Annotated in this window: 3 protein-coding genes; 1 reads left to right on the top strand and 2 read right to left on the bottom strand. The window is 68.1% G+C overall.

What is annotated here, in order from left to right:
• Nucleotides 1-25 precede the first annotated feature (25 nt).
• Together ABLE92_RS17010 and ABLE92_RS17005 are read right to left on the bottom strand one after the other, a co-directional pair.
• Nucleotides 26-874, bottom strand: coding sequence for a pyruvate, water dikinase regulatory protein (locus ABLE92_RS17010; protein ID WP_348805923.1), 849 nt, complete (start codon nt 872-874; stop codon nt 26-28).
• Between the two features lie 139 nt (nt 875-1,013).
• On the bottom strand, nt 1,014-2,387 hold the full coding sequence (locus ABLE92_RS17005; protein WP_348805922.1) for an NADP-dependent succinic semialdehyde dehydrogenase: 1,374 nt from the start codon (nt 2,385-2,387) through the stop codon (nt 1,014-1,016).
• A gap of 1,221 nt (nt 2,388-3,608) precedes the next feature.
• On the opposite strand from ABLE92_RS17005, the gene ABLE92_RS17000 reads away from it, so the two are divergent.
• Nucleotides 3,609-21,947, top strand: coding sequence for a non-ribosomal peptide synthetase (locus ABLE92_RS17000; RefSeq protein ID WP_348805921.1), 18,339 nt, complete (start codon nt 3,609-3,611; stop codon nt 21,945-21,947).
• Nucleotides 21,948-21,981 lie beyond the last annotated feature (34 nt).

The raw sequence follows: 21,981 nt of genomic DNA, 5'->3' as shown, positions 1-21,981 counted from the left end.
GTTGCTCCTCAGTGCGGGGATCGGGTCAGTGCACGACTCGGGGTCGGCGGGCGAGTACTTGCAGGATGAGCGTGGACATCTCCTCGACGGACTTCGCCGACGAGTCGATGACCGGCAGATGATGCATGCGGTAGAGCTCCTCGGCACGACGCAACTCGTAGGCGCACTGCCGGAGTGAGGCATATGTCGAGTCCGGGCGACGCTCCGTCCGGACCGCGTGCAGGCGGGCGGCGCTCGTGATGATCCCGAAGCAGCGATCCTGCAGGTGCCGGATCGGGCGGGGCAGATCGGTACTCGCCAGATCCTCCTCGACGAGGGGATAGTTGGCGACGCGCAACCCGTGCTGCAGGGCGAGGTACATGGTCGTCGGCGTCTTGCCGCAGCGTGACGGGGCCACCAGGATCACATCGGCCTTGTCCAGGGATCGGACGCTTTGGCCGTCGTCGTGCTCGATCGCGTACTCCACCGCCTGCATCCGCGCGTTGTACCGCTTGACGTCGCCGACCCCGTGGAGCCGTGCCGGAGTCCGGGCACCCCGGACGCCGAGGATGCGCTCGACCTCCAGCATGTGCATGTCGAAGAAGTCGATCAGCGGAGCACGAGACTTGTGGAGTTCCTGACGGACATCGTCGAGTGCGGCCGTCACAAACACCAGCGGGGTGACGCCGTCGTCCATGGTGGCGTCGATCTGCGCCACCACCTCGCGGGCATCGTCGGGCGTGGTGATGAACGGGATGAGGGTCCGTTCGAACCGGTGGTCGGGAAAGTGGAGCAACAGGGCATTGCCCATGGTCTCGGCGCTGATTCCGGTGCTATCGGAGAGGAAGAACACCGGGATCGCACGACTGATGTCCTGGGTCTGTGTCTCACTCAACAGATCGTTTTCCCGCCACCCGACGTCACTGTGGGTATCCATCATCGTTCATCTGTCCGTCGGGTCGACGGGCGGGTCCGTTTTTCGGGCGTTCGCCTCGTTGCCGGGCGACGCGGCCCCGGTGGCGCCGCGACGTGCGTCAGCCGATCCAGACCGTCTTGATGTTGCAGAACTCCCGGATCCCGTGGGCGGTCAATTCCCGGCCGTACCCGGACCGTTTGACACCGCCGAAGCCGAGTTCGGGGTAGGAGGTCGTCATCCCGTTGATGAACACCTGACCGGACACGATGTCGTCGATGAAACGGTTCTGCTCGGCGGTGTCGGTGGTCCAGGCGTTGCCGCCGAGGCCGAAGGTGGTGTCGTTGGCGATGGTGATCGCCGCATCGATGTCGTCGACCCGGTAGACGGCGGCGACCGGCCCGAAGGCCTCAGCGGAGTAGATGTCCATCTCGGCGGTGATGTCGGCCAGAATGGTGGGCTGATAGAACCAGCCCGCACGTTCGACGCGCCGCCCGCCGATCAGCACCGAGGCGCCCCGGGTGACCGCGTCGTCGACCAACTCTTCGAGGTCGGTACGGCCCTGTTCGGTGGCCAGCGGGCCGACATCGGTCGCCGCGTCGGTGGGATCGCCGACGACGAGGGCGCCGAATCCGTCGACGAAGCGCTCGACGAACTCGTCGTAGACATCGGTATGAACGATGAAACGTTTTGCTGCGATGCAGGATTGGCCGTTGTTCTGCACACGTGCGGTGACCGCGGTGCGCGCGGCCGCGGCGATGTCGGCGCTCGGCATGACGATGAACGGGTCACTGCCGCCGAGTTCGAGCACCGTGTGCTTGACCTCATCGCCGGCGATCGCGGCCACCGCACGCCCGGCGGGCTCGCTTCCGGTGAGGGTTGCGGCGGCCACGCGCGGATCGCGCAGGATCGACTCGACCATGTCCGACCCGACCAGCAGGGTCTGGAAGCAGCCTTCCGGGAAACCGGCGCGGCGCAGCACGTCGTCGAGGTACAGCGCCGACTGCGGCACGTTGGATGCGTGCTTGAGGATGCCGACATTGCCGGCCATCAACGCGGGAGCGACGAATCGGACCGCCTGCCACAGTGGGAAGTTCCAGGGCATCACCGCGAGGATGACGCCCAGTGGCTGGTAGCGCATGAACGCGCGAGAGGCGCCGACGGCCCCGGCGTCGGCGACCTCGTCGGCGAGCATCGCCGCCCCGTGATCGGCGACATACCGAAAGGCCTTGGCGCATTTGAGTGTCTCCGCCTTGGCCGCGGCGAGGGTCTTACCCATCTCGGTGGTCATCATCGTCGCGACATCGTCGGCCTCGGACTCGAGGAGGTCGGCGGTGGCCCGGAGCCAGGTGGCCCGCTGGTCGAAGGACGTGGTGCGGTAGTCGGCGAACCGCCACGCGGCGCGGTCGAGGGCGGCGTCGACCTCCGTCGGGGTCAGCGACTCGAACTCCCGGACGGTCTCTCCGGTGGTCGGGTTGATGGTGGCGATGGCCATGGTGCCGGTCCTTCCGCGCGTGGATGGTTCCTCACCACCACTACCACTCGGTGATCTCCACGCTCATGACCAGCGGTTCGGGAGTGCCGAGGACTCATCCACAGGTGGCTGATCGTCCGGCGTGCTTTGGCAAGCGGCCGACCACGGCGACCGTGTCGAATTCGAGCGACTGATCGGCTCCGGGACCATCTCGGCCGGCGAGTACGGCCGTGCCCATCATCCACTCGGTCTTCTCGGCGTCACCGGCACCGCACGGGGGACAGTTGGGGTGAGGGGCGCCGATTGCGCGGCACGAGCCACCCTGGTGGCGAGTCTGTCCACGCACTCGGATCGAGGCCGCGGAGCTGACGGTGACGGCTCTTCAGGAATGGGGTGTGGAACCCCTTTGATGTCGGGATCGGATACGTCGTCCCGATCGACTATCTGGTCCATGCCGCCGATGGCGTGATCGTCGACGGCGATGAATGAAACCGCCTGCAGCGCAACCACAGGCGTGAAAACGTCTGCGGTCCTGCAGATCACGTCATCGAACAGGGTTCTCTCCGGGTGCCGAATGGACGCGATTTGAAATGATTAGCACGGCAGCCTAATGATATTGGCACCATGCAAAGTTTCGGGATAGCGCCGCAAATATTGTAAGCAAGGCCGGGTGCTGGACGGGTCCGGTCAATTCTGACGCTCGGGCGCGAACGTGTTCCGTCGTAAGGATTCCGAACGATCGCATTAGCGAAGGATTTCCTGAGACTCTGTGCCGTCGCCAGGCGGAGAAATCGCTCCGAATCAAACGAAGGACATGGACGTAGTGTGTTCGCACTACCTCTCTGTGGGGGCTCGTATGAGTCCAAAAGTGGTGCATAGCAATATATTACGGCCTCAACGAATAGTCTTCTGGTGTGCGGCGACGATGTTTTATCCGAAATCGCTGGTTTCTTACAGTTTGCTGAGGGTATCGTCCATTTCTGTCGAGGAGTTGCCAAAAAGTCGCCAATCACGACGCTCGGGCGGGCGGTGGTCGGTGATGGAGTAAATGCTGACGCGACCGTGGTGACGAATCGAAAACGCGACTGACCCAAACAACAAGAAGACCACATATTCACCCCTTCGACCCTTCTCGCATCACGACGCGGAGGGACGTGGACGATGTGCGGTCGAAATCAACTCCATCAACTCCGCGGGCGCCGGCCGGCACCTCGGAGGTGTGGAAATCTGCCTGGAGATCACATGGCCCTCTCTGAAGAGAACTTCGTGAATCCGCCTCGGCGGCTGCAATCGCAGGCGCCGAACGCGTCAGATCGATTCGGCCATCCCAGCCCGGTCACATCGGCGGTTGTCCCACCCGGGGGTGCCCCGGTCAACCCGCCGGCCGAGACCCTGCCGCTCTCTGCGGCACAGCGCGGCATGTGGTTTGCCCAGCATGTCTCGGGTGATCTGCCGATCTCGGTGGCCCAGTACGTCGAGATCGACGGTGTACTGGATACCGACCGACTCGAGGACGCGTGTCGCACCACCGGACTCGAGTTCGGTTCCGGGAACCTGCGTCTGATCGAGGTCGACGGTGAACCGCGTCAGTATGTGGACGAGACGCACGGCGCTCCGGTGAGTACCGTCGATCTGCGCGCCGAAGACGATCCCGTCGCGACGGCACACGAGTTGATGCGGCTGGACTACTCGAGTCCGCTCGACCTGCTCACCGACGCTCTCATGACCAGCGTTGTATTCCAGGTCGGAGCCGATCGTTATCTGTGGTACGTCCGCGCCCACCACATCGCCCTCGACGGGTTCGCCGCCGTCACCATGCTGCGCCGGATCACCGAGCTCTACAACGCGGATATCCGCGGCGAGGAGGCTCCGCGTTGCACCGCAAGCGATTTTGTCGACATCATCGCGCAGGACATCTCCTATCCCGGTTCGTCGCGCCACGACAACGATCGGAAGTACTGGAGCGAACACCTCGCGGATGCCCCACCGGTTGTGAGCCTGGCAGGACGGCTCGGCAAGCCGACACTGCATCCGGCGCTGGTCAGTACTCCGCTACCCGATGGCACCGCACAGCTGCTCGCAACGGCGGCACGCGAGGGTGCCGGTGGGGTGACCCCGGTGATCGTCGCCGCGTTCGCCGCCTATCTCGCCCGGATGACCGGTAGCCCCGAGGTACTCCTGAGCCTGCCGGTCTCGGGCCGGCACTCCGCGGTCCTGCGCCGATCCGGCGGCATGGTGGCCAACGTGGTGCCGCTGCGCGTCGGCGTCGCCGGACGCACACTCGCCGAGGTGACCGCGGCCGTGGCAGGCGAGTTGATGAGCGCTCTGCGTCGGCAACGTTATCGCCAGGAGGACATCTTCGCCGACATGGGCCTCACCCGGGATCAGGCGGCGTCCTTCGGACCCGCGGTGAACCTGATGATGATCGACAACGAGGTGGTGCTCGGTGACGTCACCGGGCGTCTGCACGTCCTGACCTCGGGCCCGACGTCGGATCTGTTCGTCAACATCTACCCCGGTGCGGGAAAGAGCAGTACGCACATCGACTTTCAGGGCAATCCGAACATCTACACCGACGCCGAACTCGCCGGCCACCATCAGCGCTTCGTCGGCTTCCTGCACGAGTTCCTCGCCGGTGCGCCCGACTGTCCGGTCGGGCGGCTTCCGCTGCTCGCCGAGGAGGAACGCGCCGAGATGCTGTCGGTGCGCGGCGATTCTCCGCTCCCGCCGCGTCTGCTGCCCGACATCCTCGCCGACGGCGCCCGCCGCCACGCCGACGCCGTGGCGATCTCCGCCCAGGGCCGAACCCTGAGCTATCGGGAACTGGACACCGCGACGTCGCGACTCGCTCGCCGACTCATCGGATTGGGTTGTGGTCCCGACACGGCGGTCGCCATCCTCCTCCGGCGTTCGGTGGCGTCGGTGGCGGCCGCCTGGGCGGTCGCGAAGTCGGGGGCCGCGATCGTGCAGATCGACCCGGACTATCCGCGTGCGCGCATCGAACACATCCTCGCCGACAGCGGCGCCGATGTGGTGATCACCATCGACGATCACCGCGACACCCTCGCGGATTCCCCGGTGGTTCCGGTCATCGTCGACGACGCCGACCCGGCGCTGGGAATCGACGACGCGATCGATGGCGGCGCGATCGGCGACGACGACCGAATCCGACCGGTGCGCCCCACCAACATCGCGTACATGACCTACACCTCCGGCTCCACGGGTGTGCCGAAGGGCGTGCAGGTCACCCACGGTGGCCTGGCGAATCTCATCGCCGACCGCACCGCCGCGCAACACCTGGGAGCGGGTTCGCGGGTGTCCTACGCACTGTCACCGAGTTTCGACGCCTCGATGGAACAGTTCCTGACCTGCTTCGCGACCGGATCGACGTTGGTGATCGTGCCACCGGCGGTGATCGGTGGCGAGCGGCTCACCGAACTGCTCGCCGACGAACACGTCAGCCACCTCACGTTGACGCCGACCATGCTGGCCACCGTCGATCCCGAGCCGCTGACCGATCTGCGTACCGTCGTCGTCGGGGGCGACGCCTGCCCACCGCATGTGGTGCAACGGTGGACGCGGACGGCGTCGATGATCAACGAGTACGGACCCACCGAGGCCACCATCACCGCGGCCGCTGCGAGGATCGATCCCGCGGCGGCCCTCACCGCCGGCGGCCCGATTCGTGGCATGTCGATGTTGATCCTGGACCCGACCCTGCAGCCGGTGCCCGCGGGCACGGCAGGTGAACTGTATCTCGCCGGACCCGGGCTGGCCCGCGGCTACGCACACCTGCCGGCCCAGACGGCCGGTCGATTCGTCGCCCACCCGTACGGTGGGGCGGCGGGGGAGCGGATGTACCGTACCGGGGACCTGGCCCGGTGGGTCGGAGAAGGGTCGACGAAGTCCCTGGAACTGTTGGGCCGCAACGACTTCCAGTTGAAGATCCGTGGCTATCGGATCGAACCCGGCGAGATCGACGCGGCGCTCGTCGGCCACGACGACGTCGACCAGTCGATCACGGTGCCGGTGGAGAACAATGCCGGCGCGACCGTCCTGGCCTCCTATGTGGCGCCGGTCGCCGGTCGCCGCATCGACCCCGTCGAACTCGGCCGGTACGCACGCGCCTGCCTGCCGCCGCACATGGTGCCGACGGTGATCACGTCGCTGGACGCGCTACCGGTCAACGCGTTCGGCAAGGTCGACCGGCGTGGCCTGCCCGCACCGGTCTTCGAATCCACCGGAGCCGGAAGGTCGCCCGCGACGCCGCGGGAATGCCAACTGGCCCAACTGTTCTCCGAGGTCCTCGGAGTCGCGCAGGTCAGTGCGGAGGACAGCTTCTTCGTCCTCGGCGGCGACAGCATCCTGTCCATCCAGCTCGTCGCGCGGGCCAAACTCGTCGGGCTCGCCTTCTCGACGCAGGACGTGTTCGAGAGCAAGACGGTCGCGGCGTTGGCCGCGGTGGCCACCGACGTCGGCCAGGGCGCAATGCTCCCCGAACTCCCCGGCGGTGGCATCGGAACGCTCCCGCTGTCGCCGATCATGCACGCCATGTTCGACCGCGGACACATCGACCGATTCACCCAGTCGGCGCTGGTGGAACTGCCCGACCACATCGAACGCGCCACGCTGGTGGCCGCGCTCGGTGCCCTGCTGGACCGCCACGACATCCTGCGCGGCGTCCTGTGCGGTGAGCACCCGCTCGATGGTCACGTCGAGGTTCGCGAGCGCACCGCGGTCGATCCCGATGCGGTCCTGCGCCACGTGTGGCTGCAACGGCGCGACGCCGCCGAGATCGACGCGCACCTGCAGGCGGCCGCCGACGAATTGGACCCGCGCGCAGGCCGACTGGTGCGATTCGTCTGGATGCAGGATCGTCGGGGCAGCGCACCGGACCTGATGTGGCTGGTGCTCCACCATCTCGCCGTCGACGGGGTGTCGTGGCGGATCATCCTCACCGACCTGGCCCGCTCGTGGCAACAGATCAGCGAGGGTGGTCACGTGCGACCGGGTCCCGCGACCACCTCGTTCCGGCGGTGGGCGCACGGTCTCGTCGAACAGGCACCGGCCCGGACCGACGCCGAACTCGAGCACTGGACCGAGGTCCTCGATCATCCCGGCCACCATCTCGGTACGCGCCCGCTCGACGCCGCCACCGATGTGCGTGCCACCGCCGGAACGGTCGAGGTCCGCGTCCCGACGGAGGTCACCGACGCGGTCCTCACCACCGTCCCCGCACGATTCCACGGCGGTGCCAACGATTCCCTGCTCGCGGCGCTGGCACTGGCGCTGGCCCGGTGGCGCCGGCGCCGCGGCATGGCCGGCGACGCCGAGGTGATCTCGCTGGAAGGCCACGGCCGCGAGGAGGGCGTCCTGCCCGGTGCCGACCTGACCGAGACGGTCGGGTGGTTCACCTCACGATTCCCGGTGCGACTCGACCTCCACGACGTCGACATCGACGACGCGTTCACCGGCGGTCCTGCCGCCGGTCACGCGATCAAGCGGATCAAGGAGCAACTGCGAGCGGTGCCGGACAACGGCATCGGCTACGGCCTGGTGCGCTACCTCGATCCACGCGGACGCGACGCCCTCGGGCCCCTCGCGGAGCCGGCGATCAGCATGAACTATCTCGGCCGGGCCGGCTCCCACGAGTATTCGGGACCGTGGGCGCCGGCCGCCGAGTTCGCGTCGCTGCGCGGCACCGACGACCCGCAGATGACGCTGTCGGCACTGCTGGACATCAATGCGATCGCCGAACCCGGCCCCGACGGTCCGGAGCTGGCCGCGACATGGGAATTCGCCTCGCTCGCACTGGATCGCGCCGACGTGGAGGAACTGGCCGGGCTGTGGGTACAGGCCCTGACCGCGTTGGCCGGGCATGTGCGCTCCGAAGGCGCGGGCGGTCACACCCCGTCGGACTTCGCACTGGTCGCGACGACACAGGACGACATCGATCGGTGGACTCAGCAGCACCCGTCGATGACCGACGTGTGGCCGTTGACGGCGCTGCAGTCCGGGTTGATGTTCCACGCGCTCTACGACGAGGCCGCCGACGGCTACACCGTGCAGGCCGAGCTGACTCTCCGTGGATCACTCGACCCCGAACGCATGCGGCGTGCCGCCCAGACGATCATCGACCGCCACGACAGCCTCCGTGTGTCCTTCGTCGAGTCGGGTTCCGGACCCCGGCAGATCCTGCTCCGCGACGCGACGGTGGACTGGACCTTCTCCGACGTGACCGGCTTCGCCGACACCGCCGACACCGACTCGTCGGCTCGCGCACGCGAGGTGCGGCGCCTGACCGCGGAATCGGCCGCCCCGTTCGACCTGGCCCGTCCGCCGCTGGTGCGTTTTCACCTGATCCGGGTCGACGACGACGAGTTCACGCTGGTCATCACCAATCACCACATCGTGCTCGACGGGTGGTCGGCGCCGGTGCTCATCGGTGAGTTGCTCATGCTCTACATCGGTGATGGTTACGCGGGCGACGGAGGGGCACCGGAACTCCCCGCTCCTCAGTCCTACCGCGAGTATCTGCACTGGCTGCACACGCGCGACCACGAGGCGGCCGTCGACGGATGGCGGCAGGTCCTCGCCGGGATCGAGAGTCCGACCCTGTTGACCGGCAAGCCCGAGCGCGCGGCCGGGGCCCAGACCGGTGAGGTCACACTCGATCTCGATATCGCGACCTCCGACTCGGTCCTGCGACTCGGGCGCACGCTCGGGGTCACCGCCAACACGTCGGTTCAGGTGGCGTGGGCCGTGCTGCTCACGATCATGACCGGCCGCCGTGACGTGGTCTTCGGCAACACGGTCTCCGATCGGCCCCCGCACATCCCGGGGATCGAGCGGATGATCGGACTGTTCATCAACACCGTGCCGGTCCGGATCCGGCTCGAACCCGACGAGAGCGTCGCCGACCTGCTGGCGCGGACCCAGGCTGAGCAGGCCGCCACCCTCGATCACCGTGACGTCGGGCTGGCCGAACTCCAACGGGCGACCGGCATCGCCGACATGTTCGACACGGTCACGGTCCTCGAGTCCTACCCGCTCGATCGGGCCGGCCTCGAGGCGACACTGGCCGACGCCGGCCTGTCCTGGGTCGATCTCGTCGCCCACGACGCCACCCCGTACCCGGTCAGCCTGCAGGTCACGCCGCCGCGTCCGGCCGGCGCCGGACCGTCGGTCACCGACGAGCCGAGCACCTTCGGGCTGACACTGCGTTTTGCCACCGACCGCCTCGACGACCGGTCGGCCGCCGCACTGCTCGACCGATTCGTCATGGTGCTGCGCCAGATGGTCGGCGATCCCGGGTGCACCGTCGCCCAGATCGCCACCTGCCGGGACTCCGAACGCGCGGAGCTGCGGTCGGTGCACGGTCCGGCGCCGGTCGCCGAGCGGATGTTGCGCGACATCCTCCGTGAGAGTGCCCGGCGCCATCCCGACGCGGTCGCGGTGCGCGCGGGTGGGCACGAGCTGACCTACCGCGAACTCGATCACCGCTCGGACCGCGTGGCGGCCGAACTCCTCCGCCGCGGCGCCCGACCCGAGTCGTTCGTCGCCCTGGCGGTGCCCCGGTCGACCGAACTCGTCGTCGGAATGTGGGCCGTGGCCAAGACCGGCGCCGCCTTCGTCGCGCTCGATCCGGACAATCCCGCCGAACGGCTCGCCGAACTCCTCGCCGACTCGTCCTGCCCGCTCGGGGTCACCGTCGACGCCTTCGCCGCGCGGCTGCCGGGCGCCGTCGACTGGCTCCTGCTCGATGATGCCGCGACCACCGGCGAACCCGTATGTTCCGGCGACTCCGTCGACTCCGTCTGGTCCATCGACTCCGGCGGCGGTCTGCGCCCGGACAATGCGGCATACCTGATCTACACCTCCGGTTCGACCGGTCGGCCCAAGGCCGTCCACGTGACTCACCGAGGACTGGCCGATCTGGTTGCCGCACAGGCCGAATCCTTCGCCGCCGGCCCGGGCTCGGCCGTCCTGCAGGTCGCCTCACCCGGCTTCGACGCGTGCGTGTCGGAGGTGTTGCTCGCCCACGCCGACGGGGCCTGCCTCGTGGTGGCACCGCCGCACGTCTACGGCGGTTCCGAGCTCGAGGAACTCGTCCGGATGCACCGGGTCACCCACGCGATCATCACCCCGTCGGCGCTGAACACCATGGATCCCTCCCAGGTGCCGTCACTGGCCACCGTCGCAGTCGTCGGTGAGGCCACCGGCGCCGACCTGGTGGGCCGGTGGGCGCCGGGGCGTCGACTGATGAACCATTACGGTCCCACCGAATGCACGATCTGGGCGACCGGTGCCGACGAGCTGCGGCCGGGGGAGCCGGTGACCATCGGACGCCCGATCCGCGGCCTGTCCGCCCTGGTCCTCGACGCCTGGTTGCGCCCGGTACCGATCGGCGTCACCGGTGAGCTCTACCTCGGCGGACCCGGGCTGGCCCGCGGCTACTTCGACCGGTCCGGCACCACCGCATCCCGATTCGTCGCCGACCCGAACTCGACCACTGCGGAAAGGCTTTATCGCACAGGAGATTCCGTCCGGTGGCAGCGCTGCGACGACGGGCTCCGGCTGGAGTACCTGGGCCGCAACGATCAACAGGTCAAGATCCACGGGCTGCGGATCGAACCGGGCGATGTCGACGCCCACCTCGCGGCGCACCCGGCGGTGGCACAGGTCGCCACCGTCGCCCGGCCCGGGCCGGCCGGCCACCCGATTCTGGTGTCCTACGTCGTCGCCGCCGACGGTCACCCGCTCGACATCGCGGCACTCCATGACGACCTCGCGGCCACCCTGGCGCACTACATGAACCCGACGGCCATCGTCGAACTGGACACGATGCCGTTGACGCGCACCGGAAAGATCGACCGCCAGGCGCTGCGTGAGCGTGAATTCCGCGCCGACACCGACGGCCGGGCACCGGAGACACCGACAGAAGAGGTGATGGCCGCGCTCTTCGCCGAGGTTCTCCACCTCGACACCGTCTCCGCCGACAGCAACTTCTTCGCGTTGGGTGGCGACAGCATCGTGTCGATGCAACTGGTGGCACTCGCGAAGTCCGCGGGACTGTCGATCACCCCCCGCAACGTCTTCGAGGCCAAGACGGTCGCCGCGCTGGCCGCGCTGGCATCCGACGACAGCGCCGCGGAGCCGTCGTTACCGCCCTACTCGCCGCCGTCGCGGCGGGTCGTTCCGGAACGCGGATTCCGTCCCTCGGATTTCCCGCTCGTCGACCTCACCCACGCCGACATCGACATGCTTCTCCGCCGGTATCCGTCCCTCTCGGATGTGTGGTCGCTCTCGCCGATGCAATCGGGCATCCATTTCCATTCGACGTTCGACACCGGCTTGTTCGACACCGGCTTGTTGGACACCGACGGCCTCGACACCCGTCCCGATGGCCACCCGGACGACTACACGGTGCAATCGACCATCGCCTTCACCGGCGAGATCGACGGGGACCGGCTGCGCCGCGCGGCCCAGGCGCTCGTCGACCGCCACGACATCCTCCGGGCCGCATTCGTCGAGACGTCCACCGGCACGTGCCAGATCGTGGTCGGCGACGCCGAGGTCCGGTTCCGGGAGGTCGACCTCACCGACGACCCCGACGCCCACCCGGACCTCGCCGCCGACGCCCTCGCCGCCGCGGACACCGCCGCCGGATTCGATCTGTCGGCGCCGTCGCTGATCCGATTCACCTTGCTGCGGGTGGGTTCCGGCGCCTTCCGCCTGTTGATCACCAATCACCACGTGATCCTGGACGGATGGTCGATGCCGCTACTGATGGGTGAACTCCTCGAGTACTACGGGGCCCCGGAACGCATCGACGGGGCCCGCTCGGCGTCGTCCTACCGTGACTACCTGCGCTGGCTGAGCGAACAGGACATCGACGCCGCCACCTCGGCCTGGGCGCAGGCGTACTCCGACATCGACGCACCCACCCTCGTCAGCGATCGCCGGGTTGGCCGGGCGGCGGGCACCGCAGGGGAGGTGCGCGCGGAGATCTCCGTCGCCCAGTTCACCCGCCTCCGAACGGTCGCGGCCGACGCCGCCGTCACCGTCGGCGCCGCCTTGGCCGCCGCGTGGGCACTGAACCTGAAAGCCCTGACCGGTGAGGACGATGTGATCTTCGGTTCGGCCGTGTCGGGTCGCCCACCGGAGCTGCCGCACGTCGATCAGACGCTCGGGATGTTCCTCAACACGGTGCCGGTGCGGGTGCCACTCGACCCGGGACTGTCGTTGCGGGAGTTGCTGATCCGCGTCCACGAGCATCAGGCGATGATGCTCGATCATCACTTCGTGGGACTGCCGGAGATCCACCGCAGTGTCGGCGTCCCGGAATTGTTCGACACCGCGCTCGCCTTCCAGTCGTTCCCCCTGCATGAGGCGGCACTGGCGCAACTCGTCGAGGCGGCCGGACTGCGGGTGGAGGCGATCAGCGGCGTCGACGCCACTCCGTATCCGCTGAGCCTGGTGGTCGCACCGACCCTTGACGGCGAGGGGAGCGGGACCGGACTGTCGATCACCCTGCGGTTCCGGCACGACGTCTTCGACACCGAGCGGGCCCACGACATTCTCGATCGATTCGTCGGCGGACTCATCCGCATCGCCGAGGCGCCCGCGACCCGACTGGCCGAGATCCCGGCCGGCGGCGCGGAGGTCGCGTGGCCGGCGGGCGCACTCGCGCGGTCGGGATCGAGCACGCTGTGCGACATTCTCGAGCGCACCGCGCACCGTGAGCCCGACGCGGTCGCGGTCACCTGCGGCAGCGCATCGGTGTCCTACCGCTGGCTCGACGAACGCTCCAACCGACTGGCCCGCATCCTGCTCCGGCGCATCGCGGATCCGCACGGGGTGCTGGCCTGCGCGCTTCCGCGATCCCTCGACGCCGTGGTGGCGATATGGGCGGCGGCCAAGGCCGGCGTCGCCTTCCTGCCGGTGGACCCGAGTCTTCCGGCCGAACGCATCGGATTCCTGCTCGCCGACTCGAACGCGAGCCTGGGACTGGCAACCGCCGGTTCCCGGTCGGTGCTGCCGGGCATCGTGGATTGGCTCATCGTCGACGGCCCCGACCTGACCCGCGACATCGAATCCGAGAGTGCCGCAACGATCACCGCCGGCGAGCGTGCGACATCGATCGGGGTCGATGACGCCGCGTACGTCATCTACACCTCCGGGTCCACCGGCACGCCCAAGGGTGTGCGTGTGAGTCATCGGGGGCTGGCGCCCCTGATCGCCGCGCAGCGCCGGACGCTGGGCGTCGAGCCCGCGTCGACCGTCCTGCAGGTGGCCTCGCCGAGCTTCGACGCATCACTGTTCGAACTGCTGATGGCGCACGGTTCCGGCGGGCGTCTGGTGGTGTCCCCGCCCGACGTCTACGGCGGCCCGGAACTCGCGGCACTGATGCGCGGTGAGCAGGTCTCGCATGCCGTCCTGACCCCCTCGGCGCTGGCGACGGTGCCCTCCGACGGTCTCGAGGGACTCGCGGTGCTGGCGACAGCGGGCGAAGCCGTCGGACCCGAATTGGTCGATCGGTGGGCACCCGAACGCAGCATGGTCAACCTGTACGGGCCCACCGAGGGCACCATCTGGGCGACGGCAAGCGAACCACTCGAACCCACCGCACCGATCACGATCGGCACACCGGCCGGAGCGGTCGGCGTCGCGATCCTCGACACCTGGCTGCGCCCGGTCCCCGACGATGTCGCGGGTGAGCTCTACCTCGTCGGGGCGGGCCTGGCCGACGGATACATCGGCAAGCCGGCGACGACGGGGTCGCGCTTTGTGGCCTGCCCCTTCGGCGAACCCGGTCGGCGGATGTATCGCACCGGAGACCTGGTGCGCCGGAACGTGCACAAGCAGCTGGAATTCTTGGGACGCAACGACTTCCAGGTTAAGGTGCGTGGTACCCGGGTGGAGCTGGGTGAGATCGATGCACTCCTGGGCAACCGGGCGAACGTCGCCTATGCGGTCACCGTCGGCGCCGAACACGACGGCCGTCCGCCGATCCTGGTGTCGTACGTCGTGGCCGATCCCGGCACCACCGTGTCCGGTGTCGAACTCCGCACGGCCCTGGCGGATTCGTTACCCGTCTACATGGTGCCGGCCGCGGTGATCGTTCTCGACGAGATCCCTCTGACCCCGACCGGAAAGCTCGATCGCACCCGGCTGCCGAAGCCGGTGTTCGAGGCATCCGGCTACCGGGCGCCGTCGACGTGGGTCGAAGGAAGGGTCGTCAGGGCCTACGAAGAGGTCCTGAAGGTCGATCAGGTCGGTGTGGACGACGACTTCTTCGGACTCGGAGGCGACTCGCTGAGCGCGTCGCTGGTCGCCGCGCGCGTGGGCGCCGCCCTCGGTGTCCGGATACCGGTACGCCTGGTCTTCGAGGCGCCGACTCCGGCGGCCCTGGCGGCGGCGGCGACCTCGCTGACCGGTGGCGGCCGCCTGCCGCTGACCCCGACGGTGCGGCCGGACATCATCCCGCTGTCGCTGGCGCAGCAACGGATGTGGTTCCTCAACCGGCTGGAACCGGACTCCCCGGCCTACAACATCCCGGTGATGCTGCGGCTGTCCGGCCGCCTGGACCGTTGCGCCCTGGAATCGGCGCTCGCCGACGTCATCGGCCGCCATGAGGTGCTGCGGACCATCTACCCTGAGACCGACGGACAACCACGGCAGGTGGTGCTCGATGACTTGGCGCTGAACGTGGATGTCCGGCACGTGTCGGCGTCGGAGGTCGGGCAGGTCGCCGGCGGCCTCGTGCGCGCCGGTTTCGACGTCACCTCGCGGGTGCCGATCCGGGTGGGTGTGCTCGAACTCGACGATGAGCGCGACGGCGAGGCCGGGGAGTACCTGCTGGTACTCGTGGTTCATCACATCGCCGGTGACGGTCAGTCGATGGGACCGCTGTCACGGGATGTCATGTCGGCGTACGCATCGCGACTGGCCGGTCGTGAACCCATGTGGGAGCCACTGACAGTTCAATACGCCGACTACGCATTGTGGCAACGGCAGGTCCTCGGCGCCGCCGACGACCCGCAGTCGCTGATGCACGCGCAGCTGGGCTTCTGGACGTCGACGCTGACCGACGCGCCCGACCTGCTGGACCTGCCGACGGATCGGCCCCGTCCCGCGGTCGCATCGTTGTCCGGCGGTCGGGTGCCGGTGCAGATCGGTGCAGACCTGCACGGGAAGTTGCTGGCGTTGGCGCGCTCGCGCGGGGCGTCGCTCTTCATGGTGATGCATGCGGCGCTGACGGCAGTTCTCGGACGTCTCGGTGGCGCCGACGACGTGGTGATCGGCACCCCGGTCGCCGGGCGCGGCGAACCCGGCCTCGACGACCTGGTCGGTATGTTCGTCAACACCCTGGCACTGCGCACCGCCGTCGTGGCTACCGAGCCCTTCACCGAACTCCTCGATCGGGTGCGCGAGACCGACCTCGCCGCATTCGAGCACGCCGATGTGCCCTTCGAACGGATCGTGGAGGAGGTCAATCCGAAGCGCTCGACGGCGCATCACCCTCTGTTCCAGGTGGCGCTGGCCTTCCAGAATCTCTCCGATGTCCGGGTGGAACTGCCCGGGGTCACCGTGTCACGCGCACAGGCCGATACCGGGATGTGCCAGTTCGACCTGCAACTGGTGATCGCCGACGAGTACGGCCAGGACGGTGCGGCGCAGGGCGTTTCGGGCGTCATGATGTTCGCTCGCGACCTGTTCGATGATTCGACCGTCATCGACGTCGTCCATCGGTTGACCCGTGTTCTCGAGGCCGTCGCCGACGACGCGGCCCGACCCCTCGGTGCCATCGAGTGGCTCGGCGCCGACGAACGGGCACATCTGCTGTCCCGGGTGGGTTCCGGCGCCGCCGGGTCGCCGGTGCTGCTGACCGACGTGTTCGCCGCGGCCGTGCGCCGCAACCCCGACGGACCCGCCGTGATCTCCGGATCGACCGAACTCACCTATACCGACCTCGACCGCCGGTCGAATCGTCTGGCACGCAGGCTGATGGCGTCGGGTGCCGGTCCCGAACGGCGCGTCGTGGTGTCGATCGAACGGTCGGTGGAGTCGCTGGTCGCCTGGTGGGCGGTGGTCAAATCCGGTGCGGCGTATGTGCCGGTGGATCCGCACTACCCGACCGCGCGCATCGATCAGATGGTCGCGGATTCGGGAGCGGCACTGGGCATCACGACGCTGGCGGCGCGACCCGCGCTGCCCGACGAGGTGGACTGGGTGGTCATCGACACGGCCGTCGCCGCCGCGCAGATCGCCGCATCGGCCGACACGCCGATCACCGCGGACGAGCGGACCCATCCGCTGCGGATCACCAACACCGCCTGGGTGGTGTTCACCTCCGGGTCGACCGGTGTGCCCAAGGGAGTCGCCGTCACCCACGCTGGTATCGCCGACTATCTCGCCGGACTACACGTCGATCCGGTCGACGGTCCCACCTCACGGGTATTGCATTTCGCGTCACCGTCATTCGACGCCTCCCTGCTGGAGATCCTGCTGGCGGTGAGCGCGGCATCGGCGCTGGTGGTGGCACCGACCGGGGTCCGCGGTGGCGACGAACTCGCCGACTTCCTCCGCGAACAGCGGATCACGCACGCCTTCGTCACCCCCGCCGCGCTGGCCTCGGTGGACGACATCGGACTCGACGACCTGCAGGTGGTGCTGTCCGGTGGGGACGAGGTACCCACCGACCTGGTCCGTCGGTGGGTCGGTTCCGACCCGGCCCACGCCCGGGAATTCCGGGTCCTCTACGGTCCGACCGAGACCACGATCGTCGCGACGGCGTCGCAGCCCGTGCGCGCCGGGCAACGGTCGACGATCGGCCACCCAATGCCGGGAATGCAGGCGCTGGTGCTGGATTCGCGGATGCAACCGGTGCCGGCCGGGGTCGCCGGGGAACTCTACGTGGCGGGTCCGGCGCTTGCCCGCGGATACCTGAACAGGCCCGGGATTTCCGCGTCCCGGTTCGTCGCCCATCCCTTTGGGAAAGCCGGGCAACGGCTGTATCGGACCGGTGACGTGGTCCGCTGGGGCGCAGACGGAACGCTGGAGTTCCTGGGACGCAACGACTTCCAGGTCAAGATCAACGGCTTCCGAGTGGAACTGGGTGAGATCGATGCGGCCCTGGGTGCACGATCCGACGTCGGATTCGCCGTCACGCTGCCACATCGCGACGAGGCCATCGGGCTCCGTCTGGTGTCGTATGTGGTGCCCGCCGCCGACGCGGTGATCTCGGGGGAGAAGCTGCGTGCCCTGCTCGCCGAGGCGTTGCCGTCGTATATGGTTCCGGCCGCGGTGATGGTCATCGACGAGGTTCCGCTGACCCCGAGCGGCAAACTCGACCGCACGGCGCTGCCCGCACCGATGATCACCACGCGGGCGTTTCGCGCCCCGTCGACGCCGGTGGAGGAGATCGTGGCGGGTGTGTTCGCCGACGTCCTCGGCATCGAACGCAACGTCGGCGCCGACGACGATTTCTTCGATCTCGGCGGGAACAGCCTCATCGCCACCCGGGTGGTGGCGCGGATCGGTGCGGCACTGGACACCAACGTCCCGGTGTCGATGATCTTCGAGGCATCCACGGTCGAGCGGTTGGCCGCACGCGCCGAATCGCACACCGGCACCGGCCGGGTGGCGTTGCGCGCACAGCAGCGGCCCGACCACATTCCGTTGTCGTATGCACAGCAACGGATGTGGGTCCTCAACCGCTTCGAGCCGGATTCGCCGGCCTACAGCATCCCGATCGTCGTGCGTCTGTCGGGGGAGTTGGACGTCGCCGCCCTGCAGTTGGCGATCGACGACGTCGTCGCCCGGCATGAGATCCTCCGGACGGTGTACCCGTTCGAGGCGGGTGCACCGACGCAGGTGATCCTCCCGGTCGCCGCCCGTCGCTCGTCGATGGTCATCACCGACATCGCCGAAGATGATCTTGCCCAATCGATTTCGGATCTGGTGCGGACCCCGTTCGAGGTGACCTGCGAGGCACCCGCACGTATTCACCTGTACGCGCTCGGTGGCGACGAGTGGGTGCTGGCCGTGGTGCTGCATCACATCTGCGGTGACGGTTCATCGCTGGCGCCGCTCGCGGGAGACATGATGACCGCCTACTCGGCCCGGATGCTCGGAGACGCACCGGGCTGGGTTCCGCTGGAGGTGCAGTATGCCGACTACACCATCTGGCAGCGCGAGGTGCTCGGCTCCGCCGACGATCCCAACTCCCTTCTCCGCGCGCAGATCGACTACTGGACACAGCAATTGAGCGGCAGCCCGGCACTGCTGGAACTGCCGACCGATCGCCCGCGCCCGACCGCGCAATCCTATGCGGGAGCGACCATCCCCCTGACGATCGACGCCCACCTGCACGCCGGGCTGCAGCGTGTTGCCCGCGAACACAACACGACGCTGTTCATGGTCGTCCACGCCGCGCTGACGGCGCTGTTGGGCCGGCTCGCCGCCACTGACGACGTCGCCATCGGAACGCCGTATGCCGGACGAGGTGCTCCCGAACTGGATGATTTGATCGGGATGTTCGTCAACACGCTGGTGCTGCGCACCCGCTTGCGGGGCGGGATGTCGTTGCGCGAGTTGATCGAGCACGTGCGGGATACGGATCTGGCCGCGTTCGGCCACGCAGACGTACCCTTTGAGCGCCTGGTGGAGGAACTCAACCCGGTGCGCTCGCATTCCTACAATCCGCTGTTCCAGGTCATGCTGGTATTCCAGAACCTGGCCGCCACCGATATCGCACTGCCAGACCTGTCGGTGTCGGCGGTGGAGTCCGAGAGCGACGTCTCACTGTTCGACATGCAGGTGACCGTGTCGGACACCTACGACGACGCGGGCGCGCCGGCCGGCATCACCGGTGGGGTCACCTACGCCACCGATCTGTTCGACGCGCCGACCGTCACCACCTTCGTCGAACGCCTCATCCGGCTGATGTCGGCGTTGGTCGACGACCCCACGCAGGCCGTGCACGACATCGACCTGCTCGACGCCGCCGAGCGGGAGGAGATCGCGGCGCAGTGGGGCTCGACGACCCACCCGATCGACCGGGACGAGACCCTGGCGTCGACATTCGCCCGTTCGGTACGTGAGCACGCGGATGCGCCCGCGGTCACCGTCGACGCGGTCACCTGCACCTACGGCGAGTTCGCCGCCCGGGTCAACCGGCTGGCGCGATGGCTGATCGCCGAGGGGGTCGGACCGGAGCGCCTGGTGGCGCTGCGGATGCGGCGTTCCGTCGACCAACTGACCGCGATGTATGCCGTCCACGCGGCCGGTGGCGGATACGTTCCCGTCGATCCCGATCACCCGGCCGAACGCATCGACTACATGCTCGAGTGTGCCGAACCGGTGGTGGTGCTGAGTTCGCTGCAGACCATCGACCTGAGCGGGTTCGACGACGCACCGGTCACCGACGACGAACGGATCGCACCGCTACGTCCCGACGACATCGCATACGTGCTGTTCACCTCCGGTTCCACAGGCAGGCCGAAAGGTGTTGCCGTATCCCATCGTTCGGTGGTGAATCAAATCCGGTGGATCGCGCAGGCCTACGGCCTGGACGACACCGATGTGGTGCTGCAGAAGACGCCGGCCACCTTCGACGTCTCGGTGTGGGAACTGTTCGCCACCCTCGCTGTGGGCGCCCGGCTCGTGATCGCCCGGCCCGACGGGCACACCGATCCTGTCTATCTCGCCGAAACAATTGCCGCGCAAGAGGTCACGATCACCTCCTTCGTACCGTCGATGCTCGCGTTGTTCACCGCGACGGCCCCCGCCGGGTCGCTCGATTCCTTGCGGGCACTGTTGGTCGCCGGCGAGGCATTCGGCCCGGATGTGGTGAGCGCGGCACGGCGGGTGCTGCCGCACGTCGCGCTGCACAACCTCTACGGTCCGACGGAGTTCACCGTCCACGCCACCGCCCATCAGGTGCGGCCCGCCGACGCCGGGGCCGTCCCGATCGGAACACCGGTGTGGAATGCCCGTGCCTACGTGCTGGATTCGCGGTTGCGTCCCGTTCCGTCAGGCGTTGCCGGCGATCTGTACCTGGCGGGAGTTCAGGTGGCCCGCGGATACCACGGGCGGTTCGGTCTCACCGCCGAACGCTTTGTCCCCGATCCGTTCGTCACCGGTGAGCGGATGTACCGCACCGGCGACCTGGCCCGCCGGAACGCGGGCGGAGAGTTGGAGTATCTCGGCCGCAACGATTTCCAGGTGAAGCTGCGTGGTCTCCGGATCGAGCTCGGTGAGATCGAATCGGTGTTCGCCGGTCATCACAGCGTCGCGCGGGCGGTGGCCGCGGTGCGGGCCACCGACGCCGTCGAGTACCTCGTCGTCTATCTCGTTCCGGCGGCCGGGGCCGTGGTCGACACCACCGAGGTGACGGTGTTCGCGGCAACCTCCCTGCCCGGCTACATGATTCCCACCATGGTGATGGTCCTGGACACGGTGCCGCTCACCGCGTCGGGAAAACTGGACCGCGCGCGGTTGCCGTTGCCGGCGCTTGTTGCCGCCGAGGAGTTCCGCGAACCGTCCTCCTGGCTCGAAGGCGAGATCGCGCACACCTTCGAGGAGGTCCTCGGCCTGTCGCGGGTGGGTGCCGACGACGACTTCTACTCGCTGGGTGGCAATTCGCTGCGATCGGTGCAGGTCGTCAATCAGCTCGCCAGTGAACTGCACGTGGACATCCCGGTCCGGTGGATGCTCTCCGACCCGAATCCGGCCGACCTCGCCAAGCGGATCGAGACCGGGATGCGGGAGGGAATCGACGCCACCGAGCCCCTCGCGCTCGGCCTCGAGGTCCTCTTGCCGATCCGCACGACCGGTGAACGGGAACCCCTGTTCTGTGTGCACCCCGCCTCCGGTCTGGCCTGGTGCTATCACGGCCTCGAACAGCATCTCGGTGCCGATCGTCCGATCTACGGTCTGCAGGCACCGCAGATCGGAGGGGAGAACCCTGGTCCGACAACGATGTTCGAGATCGCTCGGCGGTACGCCGCGGAGATCCGGACCGTACAGCCCCAGGGTCCCTACCACCTGCTCGGCTGGTCGCTGGGCGGCGTCATCGCACACGCCGTCGCCGCCGAGCTGCGCGCCGACGGACAGGACGTCGCCCTGCTGGCACTGCTCGACGCCGAAGCGGATGGAATCGATGCCTCGTCGGCGACCACCGTCACCGCCGGAGAGTTGATCGCCAACCTCGGCCCGGTACTCGGCATAGATTTCGTCGACCCGGACTCCACCGCGGCGGAGGCGGCCGCGGCGATCGCCGACCACCTCGGGGACGGCCTGGGTATCGACGCCGCGACGATCGAACGGCTCACCGATGCCTACAACCTGATGATCCGGGCCGCGGGTGACTGGCAGCCGCCGGTCGTGGACGCCGATGTGCGGTACTTCACCGCGACGCGGGATCGACGTCCGGACGCCACGGGGCATCTCGGGTGGCGTGCACACGTTCACGGGACGATCGCCAATGTCGACATCGACGTCGACCACCTGGCGATGACGGACACCAGCTCGATCGCGGCAATCGCCGCGGTCCTCAACAAACAGATGGGTTGATCACATGGCCGGACGGCATCGTCGTATCGAAAAC

Origin of the sequence: Gordonia oleivorans (assembly GCF_040044975.1) — a bacterium.
Taxonomy (GTDB): Bacteria; Actinomycetota; Actinomycetes; order Mycobacteriales; family Mycobacteriaceae; genus Gordonia; species Gordonia oleivorans.
The sequence above is the reverse complement of the archived record's forward strand: the minus strand, read 5'-3'. Positions and strand labels throughout refer to the sequence as shown.

Coding starts and splice junctions, on each gene's coding strand:
- ABLE92_RS17005 (WP_348805922.1), bottom strand. CDS start 2,387: ATGGCCATCGCCACCATCAACCCGACCACCGGAGAGACCGTCCGGGAG.
- ABLE92_RS17000 (WP_348805921.1), top strand. CDS start 3,609: ATGGCCCTCTCTGAAGAGAACTTCGTGAATCCGCCTCGGCGGCTGCAA.